The sequence below is a fragment of the Gottschalkiaceae bacterium SANA genome (genome assembly GCA_036323355.1).
GTDB lineage: Bacteria > Bacillota > Clostridia > Tissierellales > GPF-1 > GPF-1.
Window position 1 is genome coordinate 3297605 of record AP028876.1, and the last position, 15995, is coordinate 3313599.

Annotated in this window: 16 protein-coding genes; 8 read left to right on the forward strand and 8 right to left on the reverse strand. The window is 44.2% G+C overall.

What is annotated here, in order from left to right; genetic code table 11:
* The 3 genes from AC25CA_RS15920 to AC25CA_RS15930 form a co-directional block, all read right to left on the reverse strand.
* Positions 1 to 1263, reverse strand: coding sequence for an efflux RND transporter periplasmic adaptor subunit (locus tag AC25CA_RS15920; protein WP_486814830.1), 1263 nt, complete (start codon positions 1261 to 1263; stop codon positions 1 to 3).
* Between the two features lie 145 nt (positions 1264 to 1408).
* Positions 1409 to 2977 carry a sensor histidine kinase gene (locus AC25CA_RS15925; RefSeq protein ID WP_486814831.1) on the reverse strand — a complete coding sequence of 523 codons (1569 nt, stop codon included), beginning with the start codon at positions 2975 to 2977 and terminating at the stop codon, positions 1409 to 1411.
* A 4-nt stretch (positions 2978 to 2981) separates the two neighbouring features.
* The gene (locus tag AC25CA_RS15930; protein WP_486814832.1) at positions 2982 to 3668 is read right to left on the reverse strand and encodes a response regulator; all 687 of its coding nucleotides are present in this window, start codon (positions 3666 to 3668) and stop codon (positions 2982 to 2984) included.
* A 153-nt stretch (positions 3669 to 3821) separates the two neighbouring features.
* Here AC25CA_RS15930 and AC25CA_RS15935 point away from each other — a divergent pair, with 153 nt between their 5' ends.
* From AC25CA_RS15935 to dagF, 7 genes are all read left to right on the forward strand, one after another.
* Positions 3822 to 6647: a sigma 54-interacting transcriptional regulator gene (locus AC25CA_RS15935; protein WP_486814833.1), complete on the forward strand. Its 2826-nt coding sequence runs from the start codon at positions 3822 to 3824 to the stop codon at positions 6645 to 6647.
* Positions 6648 to 6719: 72 nt separating this feature from the next.
* Complete coding sequence (locus AC25CA_RS15940) at positions 6720 to 7133, forward strand: PTS sugar transporter subunit IIA (protein WP_486814834.1); 414 nt, start codon at positions 6720 to 6722, stop codon at positions 7131 to 7133.
* A 4-nt stretch (positions 7134 to 7137) separates the two neighbouring features.
* Positions 7138 to 7623 (forward strand): PTS sugar transporter subunit IIB, encoded by a 486-nt coding sequence (locus AC25CA_RS15945; protein WP_486814835.1) that lies wholly within the window; start codon positions 7138 to 7140, stop codon positions 7621 to 7623.
* 11 nt (positions 7624 to 7634) lie between these two features.
* Positions 7635 to 8387: a PTS mannose/fructose/sorbose/N-acetylgalactosamine transporter subunit IIC gene (locus AC25CA_RS15950; protein ID WP_486814836.1), complete on the forward strand. Its 753-nt coding sequence runs from the start codon at positions 7635 to 7637 to the stop codon at positions 8385 to 8387.
* Positions 8387 to 9226, forward strand: a complete 840-nt coding sequence (locus AC25CA_RS15955; RefSeq protein ID WP_486814837.1) for a PTS system mannose/fructose/sorbose family transporter subunit IID — start codon at positions 8387 to 8389, stop codon at positions 9224 to 9226. Before AC25CA_RS15950 ends, AC25CA_RS15955 begins: the two co-directional genes overlap by 1 nt.
* 49 nt (positions 9227 to 9275) lie before the next feature.
* The gene (locus AC25CA_RS15960; RefSeq protein WP_486814838.1) at positions 9276 to 10400 is read left to right on the forward strand and encodes a DgaE family pyridoxal phosphate-dependent ammonia lyase; all 1125 of its coding nucleotides are present in this window, start codon (positions 9276 to 9278) and stop codon (positions 10398 to 10400) included.
* Positions 10387 to 11136, forward strand: coding sequence for a 2-dehydro-3-deoxy-phosphogluconate aldolase (gene dagF / locus AC25CA_RS15965; RefSeq protein WP_486814839.1), 750 nt, complete (start codon positions 10387 to 10389; stop codon positions 11134 to 11136). Before AC25CA_RS15960 ends, dagF begins: the two co-directional genes overlap by 14 nt.
* A 36-nt stretch (positions 11137 to 11172) precedes the next feature.
* Here the strand turns inward: dagF and tadA are convergent, their stop codons facing one another.
* Positions 11173 to 11670, reverse strand: a complete 498-nt coding sequence (tadA, locus tag AC25CA_RS15970; protein WP_486814840.1) for a tRNA adenosine(34) deaminase TadA — start codon at positions 11668 to 11670, stop codon at positions 11173 to 11175.
* A gap of 6 nt (positions 11671 to 11676) precedes the next feature.
* Positions 11677 to 11880, reverse strand: a complete 204-nt coding sequence (locus AC25CA_RS15975; RefSeq protein WP_486814841.1) for a hypothetical protein — start codon at positions 11878 to 11880, stop codon at positions 11677 to 11679.
* A gap of 92 nt (positions 11881 to 11972) precedes the next feature.
* Between AC25CA_RS15975 and AC25CA_RS15980 the strand changes: the two genes are divergently transcribed.
* Complete coding sequence (locus AC25CA_RS15980) at positions 11973 to 12383, forward strand: C-GCAxxG-C-C family (seleno)protein (protein WP_486814842.1); 411 nt, start codon at positions 11973 to 11975, stop codon at positions 12381 to 12383.
* Between the two features lie 42 nt (positions 12384 to 12425).
* Here the strand turns inward: AC25CA_RS15980 and AC25CA_RS15985 are convergent, their stop codons facing one another.
* Genes AC25CA_RS15985 through AC25CA_RS15995 form a run of 3 tightly spaced genes read right to left on the reverse strand, consistent with a single transcriptional unit; the run spans position 12426 to position 15994 of the window.
* A complete protein-coding gene (locus AC25CA_RS15985) occupies positions 12426 to 13487 on the reverse strand; it encodes a TolC family protein (RefSeq protein WP_486814843.1) in 1062 nt (353 codons plus the stop codon).
* Positions 13484 to 14635, reverse strand: a complete 1152-nt coding sequence (locus AC25CA_RS15990; RefSeq protein ID WP_486814844.1) for a TolC family protein — start codon at positions 14633 to 14635, stop codon at positions 13484 to 13486. Before AC25CA_RS15990 ends, AC25CA_RS15985 begins: the two co-directional genes overlap by 4 nt.
* Before the next feature lie 9 nt (positions 14636 to 14644).
* Complete coding sequence (locus AC25CA_RS15995; protein WP_486814845.1) at positions 14645 to 15994, reverse strand: hypothetical protein; 1350 nt, start codon at positions 15992 to 15994, stop codon at positions 14645 to 14647.
* Position 15995: the final 1 nt, after the last annotated feature.

Below are 15995 nucleotides of genomic sequence, written 5' to 3' on the forward strand. Positions count from 1 at the left end.
CTACTTTTTGTCTGTATTACGCCCAGCTCCGCTTCCACCGCCAGCTCCCGGCATCATTCCCGGCGTACGTTGAAAATTCACAACCGATGTGCTTGGAATTTGAATGACCGATCCCACTGATAATTCTGGTGAAGAAATTTCAACATAGAGATCACCCTTGACACCTTGTTCAACCGGAATCGGCATAAATTCTTCACCTTGCTGCATCATCACCATAGATCGTGCGCCATTGGTAATCAATGCCTCATAAGGAACGGCCAAAACATCCTTGGCTTGCGCCACTAAAATATCAAGATTTACCGTCGCATTGGCTAAGAGACCCGTGGATTTCGTCTCAACAACAGCTTCAATTTCAAAGGTTGTGTCTGAATTGCTAATGGTTCCCTTTGGTGCAATATAGGTGATGGTCGCAATGCTGATATCCTCACCGTCAGCAATTGGCGCCACTTCTAGTTTTTGTCCAATTGTTAATTTCCCGATTTCATATTCGCTTACAGATGCTTCTACCGTTAGATTTTCTGTATCTGTGATTTCTACAAGAGCCATCCCTGTTTGTACTTCATCCCCAACAGACAAGTCCAACCCACTGACAATACCCGTAATAGCTGCAGTTACTTCCGCTCCATCTTGTTGGTCTAACAAGGTATCCAGCGTTTCTTCTGCTCGCAAAACCTTGGCTGTCAAAGATGCAACTTCTTCTTCAGAGCTATAGGTTTCCCAATCTGCTTTTGCCGAAATATAGCTGCTTTGTGCATTTAGTACGGCCTGCTTGGCTGTTGTAACAGCCGTTTCACTTGCTGTTCCTAGGTTATACAACTGTTGTTGCATTTCATAATCCAATTTTGCCTGCAAGTAACTGGATTCTGTTTTTAAGAATTGATTCCGAACGGATTGTCCACCATCTACTTGAGCCTGATCCAAATTCCGTTTGGCCGTATCCACATTGGATTTCGCTTCCGCGATGGAAACCGGCAAATCCTCGGGTTCAATGACAAAAAGCAAATCGCCTTCTTGTACCGAATCGCCATTATTTACCATGATTTCAGTAATTTCACCGACCAAGTCAGCTTTCATCACTTCCGTCTCTGCTGTTACAATCCCTGTCATCAACAAGCGTTCTTCCACCGTCGTCGATTCCAGCTGCATGGTTTCCATGGTTTCCTCTTCGTTAATTGCTTCATTTGCTTTCACTTTGTTCATGCCATATGCACCGGCAACCACAATTAATATTGCCAAGATGATTATCCATTTTTTCTTCGTCATAAGTCCCATCCTTTCATTCTACTTAGCTATAGGATATCCAATAGATCTAACAATACATGCACGAATTCATAAAAACTTTATAAACAGTAAAAAACCTTGGCCATTTCACGCATGAAGCGCAAACAGCCAAGGTCTTGTTGTTTCCTTATTTTTCGTTTCGTTTGGGTTTCTTTTCCCACGCATTAATGGGAAGGGTGAAGATAAAGGACACACCCGTATCTCGGGTCGACTCGATCCAAATCTCCTCTTCATGAGCACGAATAATTTCCTTTACAATGGATAAGCCAAGTCCCGAAGATTTTTTCACCTGGCCCCGAGAGGAATCCAACTTGCTGAATCGTTCCCAAATCTTCATCTGCTCTTCTTTTCGAATCACAGCTCCAGAATTACGAATCGTGACAACTAACTTCTGACTCTTCACCTGGGTTTTTAATTCCAAAGTTCCCTTGCGATTAATAAACTTCAAGGCATTGTCCAAAAGATTGTAGACAACCCGCTGCAAGAGCGCTCGGTCCGCCACAATAATCGGTGTTTTACTGATAAAGTGGACCTGTACATCCACTTCCTTCTCTTCAATTCGATCTTCAAACTTGACCAATTCATTGATCATAAAATCATGAATCTTGATTTCTTCCAATTCCAGCTTGGCCGCACCCGTCTGCATCCTTGAAAGATCCAGGATATCATTGGCCATCTTTGTTAATCGGCTACTTTCCTCCGCAACGATCCGCAAATATCGCTCCTGATTCTCAGGCGGAATCGTACCGTCTAAAATTGCCTGGGTGTATCCATTGATCGAAGTCAATGGAGACCGGAAGTCGTGGGATAGATTTGATACAAACTCTTCCCGCTTCTTCTCAACATGAGACAATTCGTCAACCATCATATTAAAGGTTCCCATCAATTCACCCAGCTCATCATTTCTGGTCACCTTCAATCGGCGATCAAAGTTTCCTTGAGCAATCTCTTTCATCCGTATGTTGACACGAGAAATCTCCTTGGTCACATTGCTCATTACCAAAAAGATTGCTATCACGGCGATGATCCCTGTAATCAAAAGCGAAATAATCGTAATGGAAAGTATATCCGAAACCGTTTCCGTCACCGCCGGTACATCAGCTTGCAAAAAGAGGGCATAGGCAACCTTTCCATCCAAGTAAATCGGATATCCAACCGTAATTACCGGGTTCTCGTAGATTTTTTTGATCCCGAGGGCTTCTTGTACGACCTTTCCCTCAAAGACCAATTCTACAGATGCGCGGGGTATGGTTTCTTTCACCGTCATATCATTTTGAGACATGAGTTGTGCCTGCTCATTAACAATAAAGATCGATGCATTCATATAGTTGCCTAAACTCGCCAATTCAAATTGGAAGAGCGCTTCTCGAAAGTCCCCCTCCAACACATTGACGATATTGGACGCACCAATCAGGCGGTCGATGTCAAACTCACTGTCAATCTCCGCATTTTCAATAATCTGCGTCATATATTCCCGAAATTGCTCCGAGTATACGCCAGAGAAGTCAGACTGCTGCGATTCTGCAAAGAAGGCATAGGCCCCGGCAATCTGCTCTGCTTGCTCAAGCATTTGATTTTCTTGTTTTTCAACGAAATAATATTGAAAGATTGCGTTCAACCCAAAAATCATAATCAGAATGCCGACGAAAATCGCCAGCGCATGGGTTGCCACCATCTTTCCAAAGAGAGTGCGCATAGGCTTACTCCTTATTTTGGAATTTATAGCCCACGGACCAAACCGTTTTGATTTCCCACGGATCCTCGTGGCTTAATTTTTCACGGACCCGTTTGATATGAACATCAACTGTTCGGCTTTCTCCCACATACTCATAACCCCAAATTTTATCGAGCAATTGCTCTCTCGTAAAAACGTGGTTAGGATTTGCAATCAAGAAATGTAAGAGTTCCAATTCTTTTTTTGGCATTTCTAGCTTTTTGCCATGATAGGTCAAGGAATAGTCATTTAAATCAATTCTCAGATTTTCAACTTCCAAAACCTTTTTCTGCGGCATTTCATTGCCATATCGTCTGAGCACAGCTTTTACCCGCGCCAGTAATTCAGCCGCCTCAAAGGGTTTTACCAAATAATCATCAGCACCCAATTCCAGACCCAACACCTTATCGAAAGTCTCGCCCTTTGCCGTAATCATAATGATCGGCACATCACTTTTCTTTCGAACCTCCGTACAAACATCATATCCGTCAATCTCTGGAAGCATAATGTCCAATAAAATCAAATCTGGCTCTACCGCATCAAAACGATCCAAGGCTGTCACCCCGGATAAATGCTTGTCTGTCTCGTAGCCTTCTTTTTTTAGATAGATATCAATTAGTTCTACAATATTGGGATCATCGTCGACAATCATAATCTTTCTCTTCTTATCCATTCTTCGCCTTCCTTTCCATGATTAACCTTATTGTCTATATTATATCCCAGTAAACTCCCCTGTTGGTGAAATTCTTGTGAATTTCCCGCTGAAATCTTATTGCTTTCTGTCATCTATGCCCGTAAAATAAAAGACAGAACTAGGAGGTGCACAATGAAGCGATTGGAAAAGATTCATCTTTCTGTCATACAATACACAAAATCAATCAGCAATCAGCTGATTGATTCGCCACACGAACTCGGCATAACAGCCGAAGTGATCTCTGAAAAATTAGCTATCAAACGAAATGCCGTTAGCCAAGACCTCAATGCCTTGCATCGAAACGGACAACTTATAAAAATTAAAACAAGACCTGTTTTATTTCTTGATTTCACAATCCTTAAAGAACAATACCATTTCGCTCCAACCAATCTCCTTTTTGCTTCCTACGAGAACTTTCACGACTCCATCGTCACTCCTACAATAGCGTCCATGCACCATGACGATCCTTTCAATGAGATGATTGGCGCAAGAGGAAGCCTATGTGAAAGTATCTCCAAGGCAAAAGCCGCCGTTTTATATCCACCCAATGGACTCCATGTTTTAATGACCGGTCCATCCGGTGTGGGGAAAACAAAATTTGCTGAATTTATGCACGCCTTCGCTTCACAAAATCTCACCGACCGCACCGAGGTGCCTTTTGTATACTTTAATTGTGCAGAATACTACAATAATCCTGAGCTTTTAACAGCCCAGCTATTCGGATACAAAAAAGGGGCTTTCACCGGCGCTGTCTCAGATCGGGATGGCTTGATCAAAAAAGCAGACGGTGGCTTTCTTTTTCTTGATGAAATTCACCGCTTAACCGCCGAGGGGCAAGAAAAACTCTTTACCCTGCTCGATAAGGGCGTCTTTCAAAAACTTGGCAGCAGCCATGAATATGAATCTGCATCCATCCGCTTTATCGGCGCAACAACAGAAGATCTGAATCATGAATTCTTACGAACCTTTCTAAGAAGAATCCAGGTCGTACTACCACTTCCAGCCTTGGCAGACCGTCCAGCCAAGGAACGCCTAGAAATCATCTGCCATTTCCTTCTACAAGAAAGTATCAAAATCAAGAAGCCGGTTTGGATCACAAAATCCCTTATGCAAGATTTTATGTCCCGTCCACTAGAAGGAAATATCGGTGAATTAAAAAGCGACATTCAATTTATCTGTGCCCAAGCCTTTATGAATGCCCTCACTGGCAATCGAGAGACCGTTCTCTTAGACGATCGTTTTCAAACCGGACAGGACACACGCCTATCAAACAAAGCAAAACAATTGCTGGAAAAACTATATCAACAAACCATGAAAATCGAAATCAATGAATCTGTCCTTCAGGCCATCGGACAAACCCCATCCACCATGCCAGAATCGCATTTATCGAACTTCTATGAACTATTGATGAAGGAATACGAGGGCTTGAAATCCCAAGGATTGTCCTTTACAGAAACACGCATTCTTTTGGAGAATAAAATCCATACTCTCTTCAAGTATTCAATCCATGCCGACTTGCAAACGCCAGCCGTTTCACATTCTAATGAATTGGCAATCTCAAAAAAAGTCGATCGAATCCTTACAAAGATAGAAGAAGAATTGGATACAGCGGTGCCTGCGACCCTAAGGGATAATTTCTACCTTCATATTTACTCCTTCTTATCCTACAACAAGCGCGGCATTACACCACCCATTTACAACAACATTTCCTTTTCTAGCCAAAAGATGAACCAATCTGCCATTTATATCGGTGAATTTATGAGCCAAGAACTAAGCGTTGCCATTCCCAAGGGAGAACTGGTTTTTCTTTCTCTCTTTATGAATTCAATTCTGGAAAAGAAACCGCAACAGTCACCCTTGAAAAAACGAAAAATTGTCCTTGTTTCTCACGGCAATTCAACAGCAAGCAGTATGGCGGAGTTTGCCAACGCCTTATTTGAAACCAATCTCATCCTTGCCATCGACATGCCCATCAATCAAACCGTTAGTGAGACCCTTCGTCAAACGACCGCCCTTGTTGCGGAACAAACCATTGATGAGCTGATTCTATGTGTCGATATGGGCTCCCTAGCTCATTTTGGCCAAGTGATCTACAATAAATTTCAAATTCCCGTACTGACCTTTCAGTACATCACAACAGCAGCACTTTTGACTCTGGTTCAGCATGAGTCCTATGATTCCCTAAGTCTTTCAGAGCTTGATGAAACCATGAAAAACTTTCCAGGACTGACCAGCACCCTACAGGCAACCGAGATCAGAAATGGAAATACACAGCGGGTTTTATACACCTCCTGCATCACAGGCATTGGAACAGCCGAAAAAATCAAACAATTGATCGAATCAACCTTTCAAGAACTCTGGCCCGAAGATTTAATTGTTAAGGCCATGGAGTACCATGCCATTCAAACCGAGGAAAAGATTCTTGCCAGTCTTCAGAAACATGAAAGTCTGGTTGGAATCGTGGGGACCTTCCAAATCAACACCCTCACTGTCCCCTTTATTTCTCTAGAAGAACTCTTTTCGGATCACGGCATTGAACTGCTGATGACTCTCTTAGAAATCAAGGATCCGCAACAAAAAACCACCGGTATAAAATCACGCTTTGTCTCCAATCTTTCCTTGCAGAGCGTGATTGAATACCTAACAGTATTGAATCCGCAATTAATCTTAGAAGAAACCGAGCTTTGTCTGGATCAACTTTGCCAAGAACTGCATTGGGAGATTGCCAATCAAATTCGATTGCGTTTTCTTATCCACAGTTCCTGCATGGTAGAACGGATTGTTGTGAATAAGTCCTCCTATTCGTACACACTATCCCCTAAGACCTTACAGAAATACAATCACGAATTTTCTGTCATAAAATCAGCATTCTCCTTGATCGAAAAAAAATATCACATCGACTTACCCGATAGTGAAATTGCCTGTATTCTTGAGCTTTTAACTGGAAGAGCACTCTAGTGCTCTTTTTTTATGACAGAAATTTGGCATGCCACTTGCAATAAAGAAAGACAAAGGAGGTTTCATAGATCTATGGAAATGACTAAAATTCTTTTACTAACACACGGTGAGTGGGGGCAAGCACTCATCAATAGCGTACGCATGATCATGGGTGAAACCGACGGAGTCGTTGCCATTCCACTAATGCCGGAAGAAACCTTAACCGACTATTATCAAAAAGTACGAGGAGAGCTTGACGTCAACCCTCGTGCACTGGTGATTACCGATCTGTTTGGCGGCACTCCGTCAAATGTAGCAGCAAGACTAAGTCAAGATTTTCCGATCCAAGTAATCGCTGGTCTCAATGCACCGATGTTGATGGATGCAATCATGACTCGTACTCTTGCCATTGACGATGCCGACCGTTCGGCTCGCATCGTTGAAACGGGTTCGACAAGTTGTCTCAACGTCGTTAACAAAATCAAAGCAAATATGGGAAAGGAGTGAGAAAATGGCTTCAATTGTATTAACACGAATTGACAGCAGGCTCATTCATGGACAAGTTGTAACAAAATGGGTCAACCAATCCGATGCAAATAAGATTGTTGTTGTCAGCGATATGCTAGTCAGCGATCCCTTTATGAAAAGCATCTATCTAATGGCTGCTCCTCCGGGAATTACAGTCAATGCATTTGGACTTGATGAGGCGATTGCCGCTTGGAATGACAATCAATTCGGATCAGGGAAAGTATTGTTGCTCTTTGGTAACCTTACCGATCTGCATAAAGCATGGCATGCTGGTTTGGCACCTGAAAAGGTGCAAGTCGGTGGTCTAGGCGGTGGTCCCGAAAGAAGAGTTGTCTTTCAAAACATTACTCTCGATGATCCAGACGTAGAAATTCTAAAAGACTTGTCAACGAAGGGTGTGGATATTATTTTTCAAACCATCCCTGAAGATCGACCACAAAGCTTCCAAGAAATTTTGAAAAAATATTAAGGAGGATTTACATGAGTACTTTTACAATTGCAATACTGATGGGCTTGCTTTATTGGTTTGTTCGCTTGCGTTTCGGTTATACTTTATCGGCGCAGCTTCTACAGCCTGTAACGATTGCCGTTTTTGTTGGACTTTTTTATGGAGATATGACAAATGCTATGATTATTGGTGCCGGCATTCAATTGGTTTATCTGGGTGTTACCTCAACACCAGGAGGCAATGTGCCTTCTGACCCAGCATTGGCTGCTTGTATCGCAATCCCAGTTGCACTTCAAACTGGCATGGAACCAGCAATTGCTGTTGCTTTGGCCGTTCCATTCGGAGTACTAGGTGTATTTGGTGATCAATTGCGTCGTACAATTAACGCAACCTTCGTTCATATGGCAGATCGTTATGCCGAAGAAGCCAATACTAAAGGAATTATGCGCGCAGCCTTCCTTTATCCGGCCTTTGCTGGATTTTTGATTCGCTTCCCCCCTGTATTCATTGCAACATACTATGGAGAAGCCGTTGTAACCAAATTCCTAGACAGCATTCCACTATGGTTGACACACTCATTTGAAATTATGGGTGGAATCCTTCCAGCCCTTGGTTTTGCGTTAACGATCATGGTGATTGGAAAGAAAAAGTTACTCCCATTCTTTATCCTTGGATTCTTCACCGTGAAGTATTTCCAAATCGATGTCATGGCCGCTGCAATCTTCGGTACATGTCTCGCACTTCTCTACATGTCTTTGGCGAATAAGGAAGGAGCGGAAGCATAATGGCAGAAATGACAACCGCAAATACGAATGCAAGCAAGTTAACCAAGAAAGATATCACAAAATCATGGTGGATCTGGTACTTTGGCGCTGAGTTGTCAAACTCATACGAGCGACTGCAAAGTTTGATATTTTGTGCGGCGATGACTCCCGTCCTGACGAAATTATACCCAGAAAAAGCCGATCTTAGTATCGCCTTGAAACGTCATTTAAACTTCTTTAACACAGAAGGCATCATGGGATGCCCCATCCACGGCATTACCATTGCCATGGAAGAAGAAATGGCAAATGGCGGCGAAGCTTCAGAAGTTGCCATCACAGGCATCAAAACCGGTTTGATGGGACCTTTGGCTGGAATGGGTGATTCGATCATTTGGGCTGCAATTATGCCATTGATCATGGCCTTATTTTTACCACTCGCCATGCAAGGAAATCCAATGGGCGGCATTTTGCCATTGATTCTCTACCCAGGCATCACCATGGCAATGGGCTACTACTTCTACCACACCGGTTATTCCGTAGGTAAAAAGTCGATTATTGGACTCTTACAAAATGGAAAGATTAAAGACTTAATTCAAGGTGCCAGTGTATTGGGACTCTTTATGATGGGCGCGCTATCTGCAAGCTTCGTCAACATCTCAACACCGTTTACCATCAACATGGCAAACTCCACACCAATCGCTATTCAAAGTATTTTGGATATGATGGCTCCTGGTCTCTTGCCTCTGGCTGCAGTCTTTGGCATCTATGCTTTCCTAAAGAAGAAGGGACCTCGTTACAACATCATCCTTTCTTTCATTATCGGACTCAGCATCATCACTTCCCTATTGGGAATCTTATAAACACAAGGAATAGGGAGCGTCTCCCTATTCCTTTCTTTTGGAGGTAACCATGAGTATTTATCAAAACTATGGTGTCCGCGAGGTCATCAATGCATGTGGAAAAATGACAATCCTCGGAGTTTCCACCCCTTCTCCCCTTGTCATGGACGCCATGACACAGGCAGGACAAGGATTTGTTGTAATGAAAGAGCTACAAGAAACAGCAGGGAAGCGCATCGCTGCGTTTGCCGGAGCTGAAGCCGGTTGCATCACCCATGGCGCAGCTGCAGGCATCGCCTTGTCTGTTGCTGCCGTTATTACCAAAGGGGATTATCTCTCTATGAAATCCCTGCCTTCTTTCTCAGGATCCAAGAAAGAAATTCTGATTCAAAAGGGTCATGTTATTAATTTTGGCGCCTCCATCGCACAGATGATTTGCCTGGGCGGCGGTCTAGTCAAAGAATTTGGTGAAGCCAACCACGTTACATCCGAAGATCTAGAATCCAATATCTCACCCGATACTGCGGGTATCTTATTCGTCCAGTCTCATCATACGGTTCACAAGGGGGAATTGTCCCTGGAGGAAACCATTTCGATCGCTAAACATGCACAAATCCCAATCATTGTCGATGCAGCCGCAGAGGAATCCCTCACAAAATTTATTGCTGCAGGTGCCGACCTTGTCATCTACAGCGGCGGAAAGTCCATCGAAGGACCCACCTCCGGTTTTATTGCCGGCAAAAAGAACTGGATTGAAGCTTGTACCCTGCAATATGAGGGGATCGGCCGTGCCATGAAGGTATCAAAAGAATCCACCATCGGTCTCCTGGCCGCCTTGAATCAGTATGAGACAAATCCACCACAAATTCCGCTTTCGCAACAAGAGTCCCGGCTCGAAGCCATCAATACGGCTCTTAGCGCCATCCCCGGCTTGCATACCAAGCTAATACGTGATGAAGCTGGACGAGAAATCATTCGACTGGAGCTGTCTTTCCAACCTTCTACTCTTTCCATTTCGGTTCCTCAATTGGCGAATCGATTAGAAGCGGGTTCACCTGCTATTTACTTGAGAAAATATCAGCAACAAAATCATAAATTACACATCGATCCCCGCACCTTCCGCGAAGATCAAGTTCCAGGGTTGATTCGAACCCTTACAAAAACAATACTGGAGGTTAGTTATGAATTGGAATAAATTTCATTTTTATCATGGTCGTGTCGCGGTTAATTTCCTAGCTCTCGACCCAAAAAACGCCAAAGAAGTCTATGACATCATGGATGGAAACGCCATTATCGGTCTTCTTTCCAGTCAATTCGATACAACCGAGGCTGCCGTCGAAATGGGCAAAGCCTATTTAAAAGAAATCCCTGTTCTTTCCATCGGACTCGGAAACGGAGACCCCAAACAATGGCATGCAGTTGCTGAAATTGCCTCCAGCCTTGATGCAGGTCATGCCAATCAGGTCTTTCCTGCTGCTGGATACACAAAGGGCATGCTAGACGCCAGAAAATGCGAATCCACCTTTGTCAACGCCTTGGTTCGCCCAACCGGCACTCCCGGTATCGTTGAAATTTCAACTGGTCCAAATAGTCAAGATCAAGAAAAAGCTTTCGTTCCTGTTGAAACTGCCATTGCCATGCTAAAAGAAGTTGGCGTTTCATCGGTCAAGTTTTTCCACATGAAAGGACTTACTCATCTTGATGAACTAAAAATTGTCGCTGAAGCGAGTGCAAAACTTGGCATGCCTGTGATTGAACCGACTGGTGGCATCACTCCGGAAAATGTCGCTGCAATCGTTAAAGTATGCCTCGATGCCGGTGTCGAACGAATCGTTCCTCATATTTACGGCTCAGTCATCGACAAGGAAACGGGAAAAACAAATACTGATTTAGTAAAAAAAGCGTATCAAGAGATTCAAAAGCTCTTTTAGTACCGTATTTTTTATTGCACCCTAAAAGAAGCCGCCCTATTGGGCAGCTTCTTTTCTCTTCTTTGCTTTTTCTTTCATTCGCAGGCGCAAACCTTGAAAAAAAGTCTGCAAGAGTTCCGTCGACTCATCTGCAAGTACACCGCGCGTAATAGCGACTTCATGATTAAAACCTTCATTTTGGCAGATATTTACCACAGATCCGCATCCGCCCATCTTCGGATCATCTGCACCAATCACTAATCGCGGCAACCTAGCCGAAATAATGGCTCCAGCGCACATGGGACATGGCTCCAAGGTTACATACATGGTGCACCCAACCAACCGCCAGCCACCCAATGCCTTGCAAGCCTCATCAATTGCCATGATCTCTGCATGGTATAAGGGATTCTTTCCCATTTCTTTTTGATTCCGCCCCTGCCCCACGACTTCTCCATCACGAACAATCACAGCACCAACAGGCACTTCCTCTTCTTCCATAGCCTCTTTTGCCAGATTAAGTGCAAAAGCCATCCATTTCTCATCTTCTATCATCATCGCTCCTTAATCGATTTCTTGGTCGTCGAGGTCAACAATTCCTCGGAATCCGCAACTCAAACAGCGATACTCACGATAGAGGTCTCCGTATTCATCTTCATCGGTCATGATGATCAGGCCTTTTTTTCCACAATGCGGACATACTTCCAGTTTATCGCCTTCATCTTCTAGCTTATCAATATCCATTCTTTCATCAAGCCATTTTGCCATCTTCATCTCTCCCTTCATTCATATTATACGACATTTATGTAAAAATGAAACGGGTATGATAAAATGAAAAAAACACCCTTAAGGAGGTCAACATGCTAATTGATGTTGCAAGAAAGTATTACGAAAAAGAACTGGATTACAATTGTGCGGAAACCATGCTCTATGCCGCAAACGATTATTATGACTTGAATCTGTCCAAGGATGCCTTAAAAACCATGGGAAGCTTTGGTGGCGGTATGGCTATCGGCAATGTCTGCGGTGCAATCACAGGCTGCCTTGCGGCTCTCGGCGTCATCTTCGTTGAAGAAAAAGCCCACGAGTCCGACAAAATCAAAATCATCACCAAGCGATTTATTGAAAACTTCGGAAAACAATTTGGATATATCGATTGTGCGCCATTAAAGGATGTCTATAGGACCGAAGAAAAGCGATGTGAGGATATGATTTTCGCCGCTGCGGAAATTCTGGAAGAAGTAGTTGTATTCGGAAAGACCCTTGAATAATACAAAGCCCGCGCAAGCGGGCTCTTTTTTTTGCAAGTTTTTCTATTCGCTTCTCCAAATTTGATAGCGTGTATTGGCCGACAAGTACTCCACCTCGGCAGCCTTCAGGTTCACTTGGGCTTCCGATCGTTTTCCCTGACTATCCAACAAATCGCTCTTCGAAATCAGACCTTCATTGTATTTCAACTTTGCATTCGTTGCCTGCATTTCAGCCACTTTGTCATATCGGAGGGCTGTTTCCAATCCCTTGAAAGCAAGAGCTGCTCGCTGCCAATCCTTCTGAATAGCAATCTCTGCATTCTGCTTGGCATCTTGATAAGTCAATAAGGCTTTTAGTGCCTCTTGATGTTTTTGCTTCCAAATTCGATCGTCAACGGTATAGCCTTCAGATGCTTTTGACTTCAATGCCTCTGCCCGCTCCCATTCTGCTTTGGTTCGAATAACCTCGGGATCTAGAGCAATCCACACCTCTAGTTCCGGCTGAGTCGGAAACCGTGCTTCAATTTCTTCCATTGGCGCGATGGACGGATTTTCTATTTGAATTTGCTGCGCCAAAACAATTCTTGCAATCTCCACCTCTTGTTCTGCCGTAACCGCATCCGCCTCCGCCTGAGTCAGCACGGCAACAGCATCTTGACGATTCGCTTCAATGCTCATGCCCGCATTTAGTCGAACCGTTTCCATCTCAAGCTTCTGCTTTGCAACTTCAACCATCTCTTGCTTCCACTGCAATTTCGCATTTGCAAAGCTTAAATCCAATGACTTTTCAAGCCCTTCCGCTTGAGCATTCAATTCTGCGATCCGGGTTTCTTTTTTTGCCGCTCTAACTTCGGCTTCAACAACATAAGGTTTCCATTCCTTGGTATCATAGCCCTCGAGTTCCGCTTGTCGATTCCCGGCACTTGATGCAAATGCGGCATCCTCAATGGCTTCCTCTACCTTCAGACCCTGTATCTTTTCTTCCAGCCTTGCAATGGCAACCCTTTGATCCAATTCAAGGCTTCTCTGCTGAATACTTGCCAAGTCCCAGCCATTCACGACGGCAAATCCAGCGCCTAACAAAACCGCCAAGGCTATCAGTATCATCAGTCCTTGTTTCTTCATGGTGTCACCCCGATTCCAATTCCAGGTCCAACCCCAGAAGCAAAGTCTAAAGACATTCTCGCTGTGTTATATTGCAAGGTTACAAGATCCGCTCCTTCTTCCAACTCTTTAAGGCCATTTTCTGTGCCCTCAAAAACTGCATCGGATACAAAACCTTCTTGTCTCTGATTTTTTAAATTCGCCAAAAAGATCCGCTTTGCATCTCGATTCCCTGCAATTGCAATCCGCTGTTGATTGGCGATGACTGCCTTGCGATAGGCCGTCTTCACCTCGACAGAAATATCTTCCTTGGCTTGAGTCAACTGAAGCACCAACTGTTCCCGCTCTACGAGTAAGCGATTATAGATCTTTCTCAAACTTGCGTCATCTCTCAAACCAAAGGTTTCGTAGATTCCAATCTCCTGATCCTTCAGGGCAAGAAATTCCTGTACTTGCACTATCTCTAAACGCACTTGCTCTGCTGATTGTAAATAGGTCGATTCATCCAAAAGCGGCGCCTCCATCGCTTGCTCCCGTAGAAAATAAAACTCAGATTCCACAGGTTTTCCCATCATTTGATTCAACCTTCGTGTATAATCCTTTTTATCCATTTCCGCTCGCTCTAGTTTCAGCTTCGCCTCTTCCAAATCCGCCTGCGCCTTAAATCGATCGGTTTCCGTTGCCAACCCTCTATCGAAAGAAATTTGCACTCGGTCCCAGTTTTCATTCTGATTCTCTACATTCTCCGCTAATCGCCTTATCGCTTGTTGGCTCTGCATAATCCCCAACACCAATTGTCTAGCGCCTAAAACGACGGAATTCCTTGCAATCTCCTCTCCCATTTGAGAGAGTTTGATCCCCATATCCAACTGCGCCGGCACATACTCCGTCAAGGAGATCACTTGCAATGCCGTTTGGCCCCCAAGGAGCGATGAAAGAGACCCCATTAAAGGACGCAGAGATTCCATGGATTCTTTTTGCTCGTCCAGACTCTCTTTTTGCAAACGCAATAGTTCCGTATCGGCGATTTGCTGTTGAATCTGACGATTATTTTCATTGATGGCTTTCTCAATCTCAGAAAACTGAATAACGTCTCCATCAGCAAAGCCGACAGATCCCGTTATCAATCCAGCAAATAAGAGTCCTACTATCCATTTTGCTTTTGCCATACCTGCCCCCTATTCCACAACCAAAACCGTATGGGTTGCCAGTTTTCCCGTTTCTGTGATCAATCCCACTTGCAAGGTGCCCGCTTTTTTGCCACGAATGCGACCCGTATCTCGATTGATACTTGCCAATTCTGTATCGCCGACAAACCACTGTCCCGCAACATCTTCGGTAATTTCCACCCCATACTGATCCTTGATCGTCAAGGTTTCACCTAGGTCAATGGATGTACCCACACGCACCACATAATCAAAGTCTTCATCAAATATGAATTCTTCAGGAGACGGTGCTTCTGAACTAATGGTAACATCCAAATAGGCCGCTCGTGTCAGTTGATGCCACAAGCCAATGCTTGCGGTTCCCGCACTCTGGCCAAAGATTTTTTCGTAATTTTCAGAAAAACCAACCAGGCCTGAATCGCTGCTAGTTGCATAGGTGATAAAACGATCCAGGGCGACTTCTTGGCCATCGGAAAGAAAACCACTCATCACCAAGTCTTTAGCATAGTCACTATTCTCGTCTTGGGCTTCTGTTTCCGGCGCTTGATTTCCTAATAAAGACTGCAAAAGGCTTGTTGTGTCAACTCCCGTTCCCGTCCCGTCAGTCAAACCATCAGTTAAGCCACCTAAACCCGTGCTTCCGCTATACAATCGACCCACGGCTTGCAAGCGATAAGCGCTTACTTCTTCTAGCTCAACGCCCGTTAAATAGAGTGCCGTGCTTGCATCTTCCAGCACCCCGTCCGGATCGTGAATGACCAAGGTGTAGCTCTTCGTTTTCTTTGCCTTAGGCGAAGAAAGAAAGAGGTCCATATTTTCATCCACCTGGCCTAGCACGTTTCCGTCAGAATCCTTGACTTCCACATAATAGGGATTTTCCAACTGGTATCCACGGCCGTACTGATCCACAATAGTCATATTATCATGGGTTAAAAGCAGGCCTGCTCCCTCTGCCGTTTTCCAGTGCAGGGACCCCCGCACACCTTCTACATAGGTCGGTTGACCGGGGATTTCAACGCTTACCATGGCCTGAGCCTTCACCCCGTCGCGCGTGATGGCGTAGAGATAAACATTTCCTTCTTTCGATGGCAAGAATGTCAACTTGGGCTTCAGGGTTTCTGCATCCCGTGACCAATACACAAAACTTCCATCCGAAGCGCCTACCACGATCTCTTTTAAGGTCTGATAATCATCAATCACCTGGCCCGATTCATCCAATACCTGCAAGTCCAAGACCACAGGTTCATTGATTTCAACCACATCATCACTAATAACAAATTCCATTTGCTGAACACCTGCAAACCCCGCCGACTGAACCAGGCATAAAAGGAGTGCAAAAATCACTATTTTTTTCTTCACCATA

What these genes read in the sequence shown, in the direction of transcription:
- AC25CA_RS15920 (WP_486814830.1), bottom strand. Translation starts at nt 1,263, where the DNA reads ATGACGAAGAAAAAATGGATAATCATCTTGGCAATATTAATTGTGGTT.
- AC25CA_RS15925 (WP_486814831.1), bottom strand. Translation starts at nt 2,977, where the DNA reads ATGCGCACTCTCTTTGGAAAGATGGTGGCAACCCATGCGCTGGCGATT.
- AC25CA_RS15930 (WP_486814832.1), bottom strand. Translation starts at nt 3,668, where the DNA reads ATGGATAAGAAGAGAAAGATTATGATTGTCGACGATGATCCCAATATT.
- AC25CA_RS15935 (WP_486814833.1), top strand. Translation starts at nt 3,822, where the DNA reads ATGAAGCGATTGGAAAAGATTCATCTTTCTGTCATACAATACACAAAA.
- AC25CA_RS15940 (WP_486814834.1), top strand. Translation starts at nt 6,720, where the DNA reads ATGGAAATGACTAAAATTCTTTTACTAACACACGGTGAGTGGGGGCAA.
- AC25CA_RS15945 (WP_486814835.1), top strand. Translation starts at nt 7,138, where the DNA reads ATGGCTTCAATTGTATTAACACGAATTGACAGCAGGCTCATTCATGGA.
- AC25CA_RS15950 (WP_486814836.1), top strand. Translation starts at nt 7,635, where the DNA reads ATGAGTACTTTTACAATTGCAATACTGATGGGCTTGCTTTATTGGTTT.
- AC25CA_RS15955 (WP_486814837.1), top strand. Translation starts at nt 8,387, where the DNA reads ATGGCAGAAATGACAACCGCAAATACGAATGCAAGCAAGTTAACCAAG.
- AC25CA_RS15960 (WP_486814838.1), top strand. Translation starts at nt 9,276, where the DNA reads ATGAGTATTTATCAAAACTATGGTGTCCGCGAGGTCATCAATGCATGT.
- dagF (WP_486814839.1), top strand. Translation starts at nt 10,387, where the DNA reads ATGAATTGGAATAAATTTCATTTTTATCATGGTCGTGTCGCGGTTAAT.
- tadA (WP_486814840.1), bottom strand. Translation starts at nt 11,670, where the DNA reads ATGATGATAGAAGATGAGAAATGGATGGCTTTTGCACTTAATCTGGCA.
- AC25CA_RS15975 (WP_486814841.1), bottom strand. Translation starts at nt 11,880, where the DNA reads ATGGCAAAATGGCTTGATGAAAGAATGGATATTGATAAGCTAGAAGAT.
- AC25CA_RS15980 (WP_486814842.1), top strand. Translation starts at nt 11,973, where the DNA reads ATGCTAATTGATGTTGCAAGAAAGTATTACGAAAAAGAACTGGATTAC.
- AC25CA_RS15985 (WP_486814843.1), bottom strand. Translation starts at nt 13,487, where the DNA reads ATGAAGAAACAAGGACTGATGATACTGATAGCCTTGGCGGTTTTGTTA.
- AC25CA_RS15990 (WP_486814844.1), bottom strand. Translation starts at nt 14,635, where the DNA reads ATGGCAAAAGCAAAATGGATAGTAGGACTCTTATTTGCTGGATTGATA.
- AC25CA_RS15995 (WP_486814845.1), bottom strand. Translation starts at nt 15,994, where the DNA reads ATGGTGAAGAAAAAAATAGTGATTTTTGCACTCCTTTTATGCCTGGTT.